Source organism: Microbacterium sp. OVT16B (assembly GCF_019969705.1).
Taxonomy (GTDB): Bacteria; Actinomycetota; Actinomycetes; order Actinomycetales; family Microbacteriaceae; genus Microbacterium; species Microbacterium natoriense.
The window spans coordinates 1724689-1737658 of the sequence record NZ_JAHXZA010000001.1; the positions used below are offsets into that span (position 1 = coordinate 1724689).

Here is a 12970-nt window from a genome sequence, read left to right on the forward strand (position 1 = left end):
GAATTCGTCTATGAGGAGAGAGACATGGTCACCTTCGTCGACACCGTGACGCTGCATCTGCGCGCGGGCAAGGGCGGCAACGGCTGTGTCTCCGTGCACCGCGAGAAGTTCAAGCCGCTCGGAGGCCCCGACGGCGGCAACGGCGGAGACGGCGGCGACATCGTGCTCGTCGCCGATCCGCAGACGGGCACCCTGCTGTCGTACCACCACTCGCCGCACCGCTCCTCCGGCAACGGCGGCCCCGGCATGGGCGACCACCGCTCCGGATTCCTCGGCGAGACGCTGGAGCTTCTGGTTCCGGTCGGCACCGTGGTGAAGAACCCCGCGGGCGAGGTCCTGATCGACATGATCATCCCGGGGGAGCGCTTCGTCGTCGCCGCGGGCGGACAGGGCGGTCTGGGCAATGCGGCCCTCGCCACTCCTAAGCGCAAGGCTCCGGGCTTCGCGCTCCTCGGCACTCCCGGCTACGAGGGCGATGTCGTCCTCGAGCTCAAGACCGTCGCCGACGTCGCTCTCGTGGGCTACCCGTCGGCCGGCAAGTCGAGCCTGATCGGCGCGATCTCCGCGGCGCGCCCGAAGATCGCCGACTACCCGTTCACCACGCTGCACCCCAACCTCGGCGTCGTGCAGCAGGGCGACTTCCGCTACACGGTCGCCGATGTGCCCGGTCTCATCGAGGGCGCGAGCGAGGGGCGCGGGCTCGGCCTCGAGTTCCTCCGTCACGTCGAGCGCTGCTCCGCGCTGCTGCACGTCCTCGACTGCGCCACTCTCGAACCGGGGCGCGACCCGATCTCCGATCTCGACGTCATCCTCGCCGAGCTCGCCGCGTACGAGGTCCCCGAGGGGCAGACTCCGCTCCTGGAGCGCCCGCAGCTCATCGCTCTGAACAAGGTCGACGTGCCGGAGGCCCGTGACCTCGCCGAACTCGTGCGCCCCGAGCTCGAGGCCCGCGGCTTCCGCGTTTTCGAGATCTCCACGGTCTCCCACGAGGGGCTCCGTCCGCTCACATTCGCGCTGGGCGAGATCGTCGACAAGCACCGGGCCGAGGCCGCTCTCGAGACGCCGCCGGAGCGCGTCGTCATCCGCCCTCGGGGTTCGAAGAAGGACTTCTCGATCCGCGTCGAGGGCGGCACGTACGGCAACATCTACCGCATCCTCGGCGAGAAGCCGGTGCGCTGGGTGCAGCAGACCGACTTCCAGAACGAGGAGGCCGTGGGCTTCCTCGCCGACCGACTCGAGAAGCTGGGCGTCGAGGACGAGCTGTTCCGTCTGGGCGCCGTGCAGGGCTCCACCGTCGTGATCGGCGCGGGCGACAGCATCGTCTTCGACTGGGAGCCGACGATGACCTCCGCCGCCGAGCTGATGGCGGCTCCTCGTGGCACCGACCCGCGTCTGGCGCCGAACGCGCGCCGCACCACCTCCGAGCGTCGTGAGCAGTACTACGAGCGCATGGATGCCAAGGCCGAGGCTCGTGCGGAGGTGGAGGCTCAGCGTCTCGCGGCATACCGCGAGGATGAGAAGTGACCGCCCGCACCAGGGCGGACATCGCGACGGCGTCCCGCATCGTCGTCAAGGTGGGGTCCTCGTCGATCAGCGGTGAGGCCTCGTGGCGGATCCCGGTTCTCGTGGAGGCTCTCGCCGCCGCTCACGCGCGGGGGTGCGAGGTCATCCTCGTCTCCTCCGGCGCCATCGCCACCGGCATCCCCTTCCTCCGCCTCGACGCGCGGCCGACCGACCTCGCCACGCAGCAGGCCGCAGCGGCCGTCGGGCAGAACATCCTCGTCTACCGGTATCAGGAGGCCATGCGCCCCTTCGACATCGTCGCGGGGCAGGTGCTCCTCACCACGGGCGACCTGGAGAACCCGACGTCGCGCAGCAACGCCCGACGGGCGATGGAGCGGCTTCTCGGACTGCGCATCCTCCCCATCGTGAACGAGAACGACACCGTGGCCACGCAGGAGATCCGCTTCGGCGACAACGACCGGCTGGGAGCGCTCGTCGCACAGCTGATCGAGGCCGACGCGCTCGTGCTGCTCAGCGACATCGAGTCGCTGTACACGAAGCCGCCGACCGACCCCGGTGCCGAGCCCATCGACGTCGTCGCTCCCGACGCCGACCTGTCGGGTCTGGAGTTCGGCTCGACGGTCGTCAACAGCGTCGGCACCGGGGGAGCGGCCACCAAGGTCTCCGCAGCGCGGCTCGCAGCGGCATCGGGGATCGGCGTTCTCGTGACGAGCGCCGACCTCGTCGACCAGGCCCTCGCCGGTGCCGAAATAGGGACCTGGTTCGCGCCCGCGGTCTCCTAGACTGACGGGATGACCGACCTGACCCCGCAGGTGCGCCTGGAGCGCGCCAAGGAGGCCTCCCGCGCCACCGCCGCGCTCACCAGCGACGACAAGGCCCGCGTCCTCGAATCGATCGCCGTGGCGCTCGAGCAGAACGCGCCGCGCATCATCGAGGCGAACGCCGCGGACATCGTCCGGGGTCGGGAGAGCGGCATCGGCGAATCGCTGATCGACCGACTCCGTCTCGACGAGAAGCGGGTGTCGGCTCTCGCCGCAGCCGTCCGCGAGGTCGCCGCCCTCGCCGATCCCGTCGGCGGGGTCGTCGGAGGGCATCGGATGCCGAACGGCGTCTCGCTCGAGCAGGTCAGGGTCCCGTTCGGGGTCGTCGGCGCGATCTACGAAGCGCGCCCCAACGTCACGGTCGACATCGCCGCTCTGGCGCTGCGTTCCGGCAACGCCGTCGTCCTCCGCGGCGGCAGCGCCGCCCTGGAGTCGAACACGGTCCTCGTCGCGATCATGCGCGAGGCGCTCGAGAGCGCCGGCCTCTCCGCCGAGGCCATCCAGACCGTCGACGATTTCGGTCGCGACGGCGCCAAGGCCCTCATGCACGGCCGCGGGTTCATCGACGTGCTCGTGCCCCGCGGCAGCGCCGGCCTCATCGAGACCGTCGTCACCGAGTCCACCGTCCCCGTCATCGAGACCGGCGCTGGCGTCGTGCACATCGTGCTCGACGAGAGCGCGCCCGACGACTGGGCGCGCGACATCGTCGTGAACGCGAAGGTGCAGCGTCCCAGCGTGTGCAACGCGGTCGAGACGGTGCTGGTGCACCGCCAGGCAGCCCCGCGCCTCATCCCTCTCGTCGCGAGCGCCCTGCAGAGCGAGGGCGTCGCGATCCACGGAGACGACATCGTCGCAGGGCTCGTGTCGAACGTGATTCCGGCGACCGAGGAGGACTGGGCGACCGAGTACCTCAGCCTCGACATCGCGATGAAGGTCGTCGACTCGCTCGACGACGCGCTGGAGCACATCCGGCGCTACAGCACCGGCCACACCGAGTCGATCATCTCCACCGATTCCCGCAGCATCGAGCGCTTCCTGGCGGAGGTGGACTCCGCCGTCGTGATGGCGAACGCCTCCACGCGCTTCACCGACGGCGGGGAGTTCGGGTTCGGCGCCGAGGTGGGCATCTCGACGCAGAAGCTGCACGCACGAGGTCCGATGGGGCTCGCCGAGCTGACCAGCACGAAGTGGTTGGCGCGTGGATCAGGGCAGACCCGCGGCTGAGGACTAGACTAGGGGGCGCTGTACCGCCCGAAGGTCATGAATTGGAGCCAGGATGAACCTCGTCGCACAGATCGCGATGGCCGCCGCCGAAGCCGAGCATGAGGGCAACATCCCGCTCGAGACCGTGATCTTCGGCATCGTCGCCGTGATCGTGTTCACCGCGCTCGCGCTGGTCACGCTCTCTTACAAGAACGTCGCCAACCGCCACTCGGCGAAGGCCGAGGCGTTCGCCGCGAAGCACGGCAAAGACGGCCACGAGGCAGGACACGGCCACTAGGCCCACATGAGCACCACGACCTCGCGCCCGGCGCGCATCGGCGTGATGGGCGGGACGTTCGATCCGATCCATCACGGGCACCTGGTTGCCGCCAGCGAGGTCGCGCACTCCTTCGGCCTCGACGAGGTCGTCTTCGTGCCGACGGGAGTTCCCTGGCAGAAGTCCGACGTCACGCCCAGCGAGCACCGCTATCTGATGACCGTGATCGCGACGGCATCCAACCCGCAGTTCACGGTCAGCCGGGTCGACATCGACCGGGAGGGCCCGACCTACACGATCGACACCCTGCGCGACCTCAAGCGCGACCGGCCGGATGCGGAGCTCTTCTTCATCACCGGAGCCGACGCCGTGGCGCAAATTCTCAGTTGGAGGGACCATGATGAGTTGTGGGAGCTGGCCCATTTCGTCGCGGTCTCTCGCCCAGGGCATGTCCTGAGCACAGACGGCCTCCCACCCGGTGACGTCAGCCAGCTCGAGGTTCCGGCGCTGTCGATCTCATCGACGGCCTGCCGTGAGCGGGTGCACGACGGAGAGCCGGTCTGGTACCTCGTTCCCGACGGGGTCGTTCAATACATCGCGAAGCATCATCTGTATCGGAGCAAGGCATGAGTACATCGGATCAGCAGGAGCAGGGTCCGCTGACGCGAAAGCAGCTGCGGGAGATCCGGTTGACGGGTTCGACCCCGGTCATCACGGAGGAGGAGGCCGCGGCCGCCGCCGCGGCGCCGACGATCCCCCCTGCACCGCCGCTTCCGCGTGCCGCCGAGCCCGTCGAGGTCGCGCCCGCTCCCGTCGCGGATGCCGATGGCGATCCGGGCTCCGCGCCGCTCACGCGCCGACAGGCCCGCGAGCAGGAGCGCATCAAGACCGCCTCCGTGCCGGTGATCGGCGGAGACGCCGAGAATGACAGCACTGCGGATGCCGCGGACGACGCCGTCGAGGTCGAGGCCGTCGAGGTCGAGGCCGTCGAGGAAGCTCCGGCCGAGGAGATCGTCTCAGCTGTTCCCACCTTCGCTCCGCCTGTCCCTGGCTCTTCCGACGACGACCTCGACGAGGACCTCGGCGATCAGGTCGACGTCGCCCCCGTGAGTGCGGCTGCGGCCGTCGAGACCGCCGGCGACGTGCCGATGCACGCCGACGCCGAGAGCGCTGCAGAGCCGGTGGAGATCGACCTGGGGCACGTCGATGACGATCCCGTCGTGGCCGTCGCCGCCCTCGGCATCGAGGTCGAGGAGCCAGAGGATGAGCACGACGAGGATGACGTCCTCGCCGACGCCGCGGCGGGGGATGACGACGTCATCTCCGAAGACGAGCGCCCGACCGTCAGCCCCGAGTTCGGCAGCGGACTGCTCGCCGATGACGCCGAGGCGCAGAAGCTGACCGTGCCGTCGTTCGACGAGCTGCTCACGTCGAACGACTCCAGCGGCTCCCAGCACTCCGCCTCCAACACCCTGATCTTCAACCCTCCGTCGGGGGAGGCCACGCTCGACGGTCCTGTCGCGTCCACGGGCGAGATCCTCGTCACCGGCTCCTACGAGCTGCCCCAGGGCATCGGCTCGCAGGGCCACGCACACGGCATCGCCGACGGCAAGGAGGTCGACGCCGTGCTCATCGACGGAGAACTGCCTCCTGCGTCCTCTCCCACACCGATCGCCGCCAGCTCGGCGATCAGCACCATCAAGCCCGCCGGCGAGGTCATCCGCCCGCCGGCGCCCGAAAAGGGCAACAAACTCATGCTCACCCTGATAATCGTGGCGGGTGGTCTCGCCCTCGCGGTGGGCGTCGTCGTGGTCATCGCTCTCACCACGAAACTGATCTGATCTGATGCAATCACCTGAAACCGCCGAAGAGATGCTGCAGCTCGCAGTAGACGCCGCCGTCAGCAAGGGCGGAGAGGATCTGGTCGCGCTCAACGTGTCGGAGCCGCTGCCGCTCGTCGACATCTTCCTGCTCGTCACGGGCAACAGCGAGCGCAACGTCGCCGCCATCGCCGACGAGATCGAGGACAAGCTCATCGAGTCCGGGCACAAGCGGGTCCGTCGTGAGGGACGTGCGGAGGCCCGCTGGGTGCTGCTCGACTTCGGCGACCTGATCGTGCACGTCTTCCACCAGGAGGAGCGGGTCTACTACGGCCTCGAGCGCCTGTGGAAGGACTGCCCCGTGGTCCCGTTCGAGCTCGCCGCCGACCCCGCCTGACATGGCTGCGCACCTGATCACCGGAGCGGGCTCCGGCATCGGTGCGGTGGTCGCCCGTCGGCTGCTCGACCGCGGCGACGACGTGATCCTGCTGGTCAGGGATGCCGGGCGTGCCCGTCAGCTCGTCGAGCGGTTCCCCGGTGCGTCCACGCTCGTCGGTGACCTCGCCGTTCCGGGGCGCCTGTCGTGGGCGCTGTCGAAGCAGGCTCTTCCCGATCGGCTCGACTCGCTGATCCACGTAGCGGGCGTCGTGGACCTCGGTTCCGTCGCCGACCTTCCGCCCTCGCTGTGGGAGCAACAGCTCGCGGTGAACCTGGTGGGACCGGCCGAGCTGACGAGGCTCCTCCTTCCGGTGCTGCGGGTGTCGCAGAGCCGTGTGGTGTTCGTGAACTCCGGTGCTGGGCTGCACGCCCATGCCGGGTGGTCGGCGTACGCCGCGTCCAAGCACGGTCTGAAGGCCCTGGCCGACGCTCTGCGGGCCGAAGAGGCCGAGCACGGGGTCAAGGTCACCTCGATCTACCCGGGGCGCACAGCGACGCCCATGCAGGAGCGCGTGCACCAGCAGGAGGGGCGTGAGTACGATCCCGCACGGTTCATCGCCCCCGAGTCCGTCGCCGAGACGATCCTCCTGGCGCTCGATCTCCCCGACGACGCCCACCTCACGGAGCTGACGGTCCGACCGAACGGCTGAGAGACGCTGTCTCGGAGCGGCCCGGATGTCAAGGGTCTTCCGTCGCCGCATCCGCTGGGCGAGACTCCCTCACGGGGAGAGAGTCTTGGAGGGCCCACCAGATGTCCGTCGATCCTGATCCGCGCTTCGTGCTGCATCGCCTCACGCCGTCCGAGTGGGTGATCAACGACCTGCGCTACGAGGCGGACGACACCCGGCATGTCGTCGCCTGCGTGTACGAGCTCGCCCCGACGGAGGTCGAGGTGGTGTGGCTCCGGGAGCTCCCGCTGTCGAGCACCTACGGCACCCCGTTCGAGGTGCTCGAGCAGATCGAACGGATCCAGGGGACGAGCAGAGCGACGCGGCCGGTGCCGATCCCGCACCGCCCGCCGCCTCGGGCGCGCTGACGCGGAGACGGGAAAAGCCCCTGGCGAACCAGGGGCTTTCTCGGTGGACCTGAGGGGACTCGAACCCCTGACCCCCTGCATGCCATGCAGGTGCGCTACCAGCTGCGCCACAGGCCCATCTGCTTCCCCGATCCTTCCGGGGCAACTCGAAAAGCGTACTACAGGTGTCGGCATCAGCACCAATCCGGCGCTCGATCCCGGGCGCGTCGTTCTAGGCTGGGCGCATGACGAGCATCCACGCGATCACCCCGGCCGACTTCGACGAGTGGTTCGCGCTGTGGAACGGATACCTGACGTTCTACGAGTCCGATGTGGCGGAGGAGATCTCGCGCACCACGTTCCGTCGGATCACCGAGGATCAGGAGCTCCACGGGGCGCTCGCACGCGACGACGAGGGTCGCGCGATCGGCCTGGTGCACTGGCTCACCCACGCGGCGACGTGGAGCCCCGCGGGCTACTGCTACCTCGAAGACCTCTTCGTGGCGCCCGACGTCCGCGGCGGCGGAACGGGGCGCGCTCTCATCTCGCACGTGCAGGACTGGGCGCGGGCGCACGGCTCGTCCAAGGTGTACTGGCTCACGCAGGAGGGCAACACCACCGCTCGACGGCTCTACGACAGCGTCGCGAGGCACACCGGCTACACCCACTACGAGATCGACCTCTAGGAACAACGCGGATGCTGCGGACGTTGACCTCGGCGTGAGCATCCTCGACAGCCTCGTGATCGGCGCCGGTCAGGCCGGCCTGTCGACGTCGTACCATCTGACGCGCCTCGGCATCCGTCACGTCGTGCTCGACGCCGACGATGAGCCGGGCGGAGCGTGGAGGCACCGCTGGGACGCCCTGACGATGCGTGATGTGCACGGGGTGGCCGAACTCCCCGGAGACACGCCGCCGCCGCGAGACGATCAGCGAGCCAACCAGGCGGTCCCCGCGTACTTCGCAGCGTACGAGCGGGCGCACGCGCTGCCCGTCGTGCGACCGGTCCGGGTGGACCGCGTGGACGATGAGGACGGCATCCTCGTGGTCAGAGCAGGCGATCGCGAGTGGCGGACCCGCACGCTGGTGAACGCGACCGGCACGTGGACCCACCCGTTCCTGCCTCACTACCCGGGCATGGAGACCTTCCTCGGCGAGCAGCTGCACACCGTCGACTACCCGGGTCCCGCGCATTTCGTCGGCAAGCGGGTGCTGGTCGTCGGCGGGGGAGCGTCGGCCGTGCAGTTCCTCGGCGCACTCGCCCCGCTCACCGACACCCTGTGGGCGACCCGTCGTGAGCCCGTGTGGCGCACCGACGACTTCACGCCGGAGGCGGGCGCCGCCGCTGTCGCCCTGGTGGAGCAGCGCGTGGCTCGCGGGCTCCCGCCCGAGAGTGTCGTGAGCGTCACCGGCCTCATGCTGCGACCCCAGGAGCGCGAGGCCGAGAGGCTCGGCGCCTATGCGGCTCGACGCCCGATGTTCGAGCGCATCGAGCCGGACGGCGTTCGCTGGGCCGACGGGTCCTTCGAGCGCGTCGACGTCATCCTCTGGGCGACGGGATTCCGGCCTGCGATCGGCCACCTCGCACCGCTGCACCTGCGCTCTGCGGCGGGCGGCATCCAACTGGACCGCGGCGGTCGCGGCACGACGTCCGTGGCGGATCCCCGCGTGCAGCTCGTCGGCTACGGCCCCTCCGCGAGCACCATCGGCGCGAATCGCGCAGGGCGTTCCGCCGCGAAGGGCGTCCAGCGAGTGCTCATGGCGAAGCCGGCCGAGAGCACGACCGCGCGCTGACCCAGGCGTCCCTGTACTTGTGGGCTCGCGCCGATATTCTGGGGCGATGCTGCGCATCGCGTTCCTGATCATCTGGCTGCTGCTGTCGGCCTGGCTCGTCGTGTGGACCGGTGAAGGGCTGTTCGGGGTGAACCAGCGCGAGTCGATCCTGCCCTTCTCGGGAGAGGACACGCTGGGAGGGCCGATCCTCCTCGGAGTCGCCTGGGGCCTGATCCTCACGTTCGGGGGGACGATGTCGGGTCTCGGGCGCCGCAAGCGGGTGCGCGGCGACTCGCAGATCGGCGTCGGCCGCATCGTCGAGGTGACCCGCACCGGTCTCACGGTGAACGATGTGCCGCAGTACGACATCTTCATCCGCGTGGCGCCGGGCTCCGGTGGGGAGTTCGTCAGCCAGCTGCGGATGCTCGTCGACGCGACCGACGCCGGGAGCCTGCAGGTGGGCCAGCCGATCCCGGTCCGCTACAGCCTCACCGACCAGGACACCGTCGAGCTGGCGGACATGACCGATCCCGTCGTGCGCGACGCGATGCTGACCTGGCGCATCGAGCGCGGGCTCCTCGACCCGCGTCTCGTGCGGGCGCGGACGACCGGCACGCAGGTCCCGGCATCCGTCCTGGCGATGCGGCCCACCGGCCGACGCCTCGAAGGGCAGAGCGAGCTCGCACTCACGGTGCTGATGGCGCCGGAGGGCGCGGCGACCTGGGAGGCCGACACCACCGCGTTCGTCTACCCCGAGGCGCTGTCGCACTTCCAGGTCGGCGCGCCCCTGTGGGCGTTCTACCGCCGGGAGGATCCGCAGACCGTGGCGGTCACCGTCGAGAAGGAGGCGGGGCGATGAACGTGCTGGACACCCTGATCTGGCTGGTGAACTTCCCGGCATCCCACGGCTACGCGATGGTGTTCATCGCGGGGTTCTCGATCCTCGGCCTCTTCGCCATGTCGGTGAGCGGTGCGAGCCCGGTGAGCGCGCTGCGCCGGGTCAGGGAGCGCGAAGGGCTGCTGCACGATCAGCGCCCTCCCCGTGGTCGCACCTGGGGTCGCGTCATGCGGATCGCGTTCCGCATCCTCGCCTTCCTGATGCTCGCGAACCTCGTGATCGGCATCCTGAGCCTCACCGGGGTGCCGGTGGCCCGGGCCTACATCTACGAGCACGGCGAGACCGCGCAGGCGACGAGAGACGGCGACTGGGTGACCTTCACGGCATCCAATGGGGTCGAGTACACGCTGGAGAGCAACTTCTTCACGCCCGCCGTGTACCCCGACCGCGACGTCTACCTCCCCTCCGGGGATCCGGTCACCGTGCGCTACCTGCCCGGCCATCCGCAGGCGTTCGTGATCGACAGCGCGAGAGGGCAGCGCTGACGTCGGAACACGAGCGTAGGGTGAGAGCATGTCCCGCGTCATCGTCTTCGGCGGCCACGGCCGTATCGCGCTCCTGCTCGCACCACTCCTCGTCGCCCGCGGCGATGAGGTGACCTCCGTCATCCGGAATCCCGACCACGTCGCAGAGGTCGAAGCCGGGGGAGCGCACGCCCTCGTCGCCGACGTCGAGACCCTCGACACGGCGGCCCTGGCAGAGCTCATCCGCGGGCACGACGCCGTCGTCTGGTCGGCCGGCGCCGGCGGGGGCGATCCGCAGCGCACCTACGCCGTCGACCGCGACGCGGCGATCCGCACGATGGATGCCGCGGCCATCGCCGGGGTGCGCCGATACGTGATGGTGTCCTGGCTCGGGTCGACCGCCGATCACGGCGTCCCCGAGGGAGCGGACTTCTTCCCCTATGCCGACGCGAAGTGGGCGGCAGACGAGCACCTCCGCGGCACCGAGCTGGAGGGCACGGTCCTCGCCCCGGGCACGCTGACGTTCGACGAACCCACCGGGCGGATCCGGATCGATCCCGATGGCCGAGGGGCGGTGTCGCGGGCCGACGTCGCCGCGGTGATCGTCGAGACCCTCTCCGACATGTCGACGATCGGCCGCACGATCCGCTTCGGCAACGGCACCCCCGAGGCCTCGGCGCCGATCGTCGAGGCACTGTCGAGCTGATGCGCGTGCGGCGCGCCCGGTGGCTCTCGGTCGCGGCGGCCATCCTGCTCACGGGGCTGTGCACTCCGGCGCTCGGCGCCGCCGCCTCTTCGCCTCCACCCGCGACGACGGCTCCGCCCACCGCTGTGTCCGCGCCGACCCAGGACGGACCCGGTGCGGATGCCGCTCGGACGGTCGAGGGCATGACGACCGCCGAGCAGGCGGCGAGCGTCGTCATGGGGCACATCCCCTCGACGGATGCCGCCGCGCTGACCGCCTACATGTCGCAGGGCCTCGGCGGGTTCATCCTGATGGGTGCGAACATTCCCGCGACCTCCGCCGAGCTGGAGACGCTGACGGCTGCTCTCGTCGTCGACCCGTCCCTGCCGCCGCTCATCGCCGTGGACCAGGAGGGAGGCCTGGTCTCCCGTCTCCCGGTCGACGACTACGCATCTTCACGGACGCTGAAGGGCCTCCCCGTGGCGGCGACCTCCGCCGCGTTCTCCGCCCGAGGCGCTCTCGTCGCCCAGTCGGGTATCGACGTGGACTTCGGCACGATCGCCGACGTGACCGCCGACCCCTCGTCGTTCATCTACGGGCGCGCACTCGGCACGGATCCCCAGGGCGCCGCGGAGAGGGTCTCCGCGGCGACGACCGCCCAGGAGTCGTTCGTCGCGTCGACGCTGAAGCACTTCCCGGGGCACGGGGCGGCTCCCGGGGACTCGCATCACGCTATCCCCACGACCGACGAGAGCCTCGAGCAGTGGCGGGCATCCGATGCCCTGCCCTTCATCGCCGGCGTCGACGCGGGGGCGTCCCTGCTCATGTTCGGGCACCTGGCCTACACCGCAGTCGACGCCGCGCCGGCTTCCCTCTCGGCGCGCTGGCATGAGATCGCCCGTGACGAGCTGGGTTTCCGCGGGGTGATCGTGACCGACGATCTCGGGATGCTGCAGTCCTCCGGCATCCCCGAGTACCGTGATCCCGTCGCCAACGCTGTGGCGGCCCTCGCGGCGGGCAACGACCTCGTGCTGATGGTCGCGGGCTCCACACCCGAGACCGCGGGGCAGATGGTCGCGGGCATCGTCGCCGCCGTCGAGAGCGGGACGCTCTCCGCAGAGCGCCTCGCCGACGCCGCGACGCGCGTGCTGGCCCTGCGCCTGCGACTGTCGGCGACGTCGGCCGACTGGACGCTGTGCCCTACGTGCGAACCGGTGAGCTGAGCCAGGCGTCGAGCAGGGCCGAGCGCAGCGCTGCGCCGCGCTCGGCGAATCCGCGCTGGCGTCGCACGTACTCCGTCTTGCCCTCGGCGGTCTCGATGGGCACGGGCACGACATCCCACGCCGACAGATCGTACGGGGCGGCCTCCATGTCGAGGAGCCGGATGTCGCGGGCGAGCTCGAACGCGTCGAGCAGCAGCTCTCCGGGGACGAGAGGCCCGAGCTTCATGGCCCACTTGTACAGGTCCATGCCCGCGTGCAGGCACCCCGGCTGCTCGAAGAGCGGCTGATCCTCGCGGGTGAGCGATCGGCGGTTCCGCGGTACGGCCTCGGGGGTGAAGAACCGGAACGCGTCGAAGTGCGTGCAGCGCAGATCGTGGTTCTCGACGACGGCATCCGTTCCCGCCTGTCCGAGTCGCAGCGGCACGGGGTGCCTGTGCTCCTCCTGCCGGTACACCATGGCCCACTCGTGCAGCCCGAAGCAGCCGAACTGGCCGGGTCGTGATGCAGTGCGCCGCAGCATCCGCTCGATGAGGGCCGCGAGCTCCGGCTTGTCGGCCGCGAAGGCGGACGCGTCCGGCATCAGACCCGATCCCGCGGGGGTGTACCACCGCCAGCCGACGCGCTCGGGGGCGTCATCGATGACGACGCCGGCCCCGGGGTGCCAGCGACGCAGCTGCGCGGGCTTGTAGGCGTAGTACGTGAAGAGGAAGTCCCACACCGGGTGCTTCTCGCGACGGGACGCACGATCGCGGTGCGCCGCGGTGAGGGCGTCCGCTCTCCGCTGGTGCGCCTGTTCGCGCTCCGTCCACTCGGACCGGGTGAGGGACAT

The 12970-nt window shown here is 70.0% G+C and carries 16 protein-coding genes and 1 tRNA gene; 15 read left to right on the plus strand and 2 right to left on the minus strand.

Features of this window, described 5'->3' with window-relative positions:
- The first annotated feature begins 24 nt into the window (after positions 1 to 24).
- From obgE to LC438_RS08170, 9 genes are all read left to right on the plus strand, one after another.
- The gene (gene obgE, locus LC438_RS08130; protein ID WP_223586292.1) at positions 25 to 1524 is read left to right on the plus strand and encodes a GTPase ObgE; all 1500 of its coding nucleotides are present in this window, start codon (positions 25 to 27) and stop codon (positions 1522 to 1524) included.
- Complete coding sequence (proB, locus tag LC438_RS08135; RefSeq protein WP_105674483.1) at positions 1521 to 2306, plus strand: glutamate 5-kinase; 786 nt, start codon at positions 1521 to 1523, stop codon at positions 2304 to 2306. Before obgE ends, proB begins: the two co-directional genes overlap by 4 nt.
- Positions 2307 to 2315: 9 nt before the next feature.
- On the plus strand, positions 2316 to 3569 hold the full coding sequence (locus tag LC438_RS08140) for a glutamate-5-semialdehyde dehydrogenase (protein WP_223586293.1): 1254 nt from the start codon (positions 2316 to 2318) through the stop codon (positions 3567 to 3569).
- Between the two features lie 52 nt (positions 3570 to 3621).
- Positions 3622 to 3846 carry a hypothetical protein gene (locus LC438_RS08145; RefSeq protein ID WP_105674487.1) on the plus strand — a complete coding sequence of 75 codons (225 nt, stop codon included), beginning with the start codon at positions 3622 to 3624 and terminating at the stop codon, positions 3844 to 3846.
- Between the two features lie 6 nt (positions 3847 to 3852).
- Entirely contained in the window at positions 3853 to 4455 is a 603-nt protein-coding gene (gene nadD, locus LC438_RS08150) for a nicotinate-nucleotide adenylyltransferase (RefSeq protein WP_105674489.1), read from the plus strand.
- Positions 4452 to 5666, plus strand: coding sequence for a hypothetical protein (locus LC438_RS08155; protein ID WP_223586294.1), 1215 nt, complete (start codon positions 4452 to 4454; stop codon positions 5664 to 5666). Before nadD ends, LC438_RS08155 begins: the two co-directional genes overlap by 4 nt.
- A gap of 4 nt (positions 5667 to 5670) precedes the next feature.
- Entirely contained in the window at positions 5671 to 6042 is a 372-nt protein-coding gene (gene rsfS / locus LC438_RS08160; protein WP_105674495.1) for a ribosome silencing factor, read from the plus strand.
- A gap of 1 nt (position 6043) precedes the next feature.
- On the plus strand, positions 6044 to 6733 hold the full coding sequence (locus tag LC438_RS08165) for an SDR family oxidoreductase (RefSeq protein ID WP_223586295.1): 690 nt from the start codon (positions 6044 to 6046) through the stop codon (positions 6731 to 6733).
- 101 nt (positions 6734 to 6834) lie between these two features.
- Entirely contained in the window at positions 6835 to 7119 is a 285-nt protein-coding gene (locus LC438_RS08170) for a hypothetical protein (protein WP_105674499.1), read from the plus strand.
- A 44-nt stretch (positions 7120 to 7163) separates the two neighbouring features.
- On the opposite strand, the gene LC438_RS08175 is transcribed toward LC438_RS08170, so the two are convergent.
- Positions 7164 to 7236: transfer RNA gene (locus tag LC438_RS08175), tRNA-Ala, on the minus strand.
- Positions 7237 to 7343: 107 nt separating this feature from the next.
- Here LC438_RS08175 and LC438_RS08180 point away from each other — a divergent pair.
- The 6 genes from LC438_RS08180 to LC438_RS08205 are packed head-to-tail and all read left to right on the plus strand — an operon-like array spanning position 7344 to position 12141.
- On the plus strand, positions 7344 to 7784 hold the full coding sequence (locus LC438_RS08180) for a GNAT family N-acetyltransferase (protein ID WP_223586296.1): 441 nt from the start codon (positions 7344 to 7346) through the stop codon (positions 7782 to 7784).
- Between the two features lie 34 nt (positions 7785 to 7818).
- Positions 7819 to 8892, plus strand: a complete 1074-nt coding sequence (locus tag LC438_RS08185; protein WP_223586297.1) for an FAD-dependent oxidoreductase — start codon at positions 7819 to 7821, stop codon at positions 8890 to 8892.
- Between the two features lie 46 nt (positions 8893 to 8938).
- Positions 8939 to 9730, plus strand: a complete 792-nt coding sequence (locus LC438_RS08190) for a hypothetical protein (RefSeq protein ID WP_223586298.1) — start codon at positions 8939 to 8941, stop codon at positions 9728 to 9730.
- Entirely contained in the window at positions 9727 to 10254 is a 528-nt protein-coding gene (locus tag LC438_RS08195) for a hypothetical protein (RefSeq protein WP_223586299.1), read from the plus strand. The genes LC438_RS08190 and LC438_RS08195 overlap by 4 nt, the downstream gene beginning before the upstream one ends.
- A gap of 28 nt (positions 10255 to 10282) precedes the next feature.
- Complete coding sequence (locus LC438_RS08200) at positions 10283 to 10939, plus strand: SDR family oxidoreductase (protein ID WP_223586300.1); 657 nt, start codon at positions 10283 to 10285, stop codon at positions 10937 to 10939.
- The gene (locus LC438_RS08205) at positions 10939 to 12141 is read left to right on the plus strand and encodes a glycoside hydrolase family 3 N-terminal domain-containing protein (RefSeq protein WP_223586301.1); all 1203 of its coding nucleotides are present in this window, start codon (positions 10939 to 10941) and stop codon (positions 12139 to 12141) included. Before LC438_RS08200 ends, LC438_RS08205 begins: the two co-directional genes overlap by 1 nt.
- Here the strand turns inward: LC438_RS08205 and LC438_RS08210 are convergent.
- Entirely contained in the window at positions 12119 to 12970 is an 852-nt protein-coding gene (locus LC438_RS08210) for a 3-methyladenine DNA glycosylase (RefSeq protein ID WP_223586302.1), read from the minus strand. The genes LC438_RS08205 and LC438_RS08210 overlap by 23 nt on opposite strands.

Bases quoted from the DNA above. Each gene is read 5' to 3' on its own strand.
- LC438_RS08180 (WP_223586296.1), top strand. From the start codon at position 7,344: ATGACGAGCATCCACGCGATCACCCCGGCCGACTTCGACGAGTGGTTC.
- LC438_RS08205 (WP_223586301.1), top strand. From the start codon at position 10,939: ATGCGCGTGCGGCGCGCCCGGTGGCTCTCGGTCGCGGCGGCCATCCTG.
- LC438_RS08170 (WP_105674499.1), top strand. From the start codon at position 6,835: ATGTCCGTCGATCCTGATCCGCGCTTCGTGCTGCATCGCCTCACGCCG.
- rsfS (WP_105674495.1), top strand. From the start codon at position 5,671: ATGCAATCACCTGAAACCGCCGAAGAGATGCTGCAGCTCGCAGTAGAC.
- nadD (WP_105674489.1), top strand. From the start codon at position 3,853: ATGAGCACCACGACCTCGCGCCCGGCGCGCATCGGCGTGATGGGCGGG.
- LC438_RS08155 (WP_223586294.1), top strand. From the start codon at position 4,452: ATGAGTACATCGGATCAGCAGGAGCAGGGTCCGCTGACGCGAAAGCAG.
- LC438_RS08190 (WP_223586298.1), top strand. From the start codon at position 8,939: ATGCTGCGCATCGCGTTCCTGATCATCTGGCTGCTGCTGTCGGCCTGG.
- obgE (WP_223586292.1), top strand. From the start codon at position 25: ATGGTCACCTTCGTCGACACCGTGACGCTGCATCTGCGCGCGGGCAAG.
- LC438_RS08210 (WP_223586302.1), bottom strand. From the start codon at position 12,970: ATGTCCCTCACCCGGTCCGAGTGGACGGAGCGCGAACAGGCGCACCAG.
- LC438_RS08195 (WP_223586299.1), top strand. From the start codon at position 9,727: ATGAACGTGCTGGACACCCTGATCTGGCTGGTGAACTTCCCGGCATCC.
- LC438_RS08200 (WP_223586300.1), top strand. From the start codon at position 10,283: ATGTCCCGCGTCATCGTCTTCGGCGGCCACGGCCGTATCGCGCTCCTG.
- LC438_RS08165 (WP_223586295.1), top strand. From the start codon at position 6,044: ATGGCTGCGCACCTGATCACCGGAGCGGGCTCCGGCATCGGTGCGGTG.
- LC438_RS08140 (WP_223586293.1), top strand. From the start codon at position 2,316: ATGACCGACCTGACCCCGCAGGTGCGCCTGGAGCGCGCCAAGGAGGCC.
- LC438_RS08145 (WP_105674487.1), top strand. From the start codon at position 3,622: ATGAACCTCGTCGCACAGATCGCGATGGCCGCCGCCGAAGCCGAGCAT.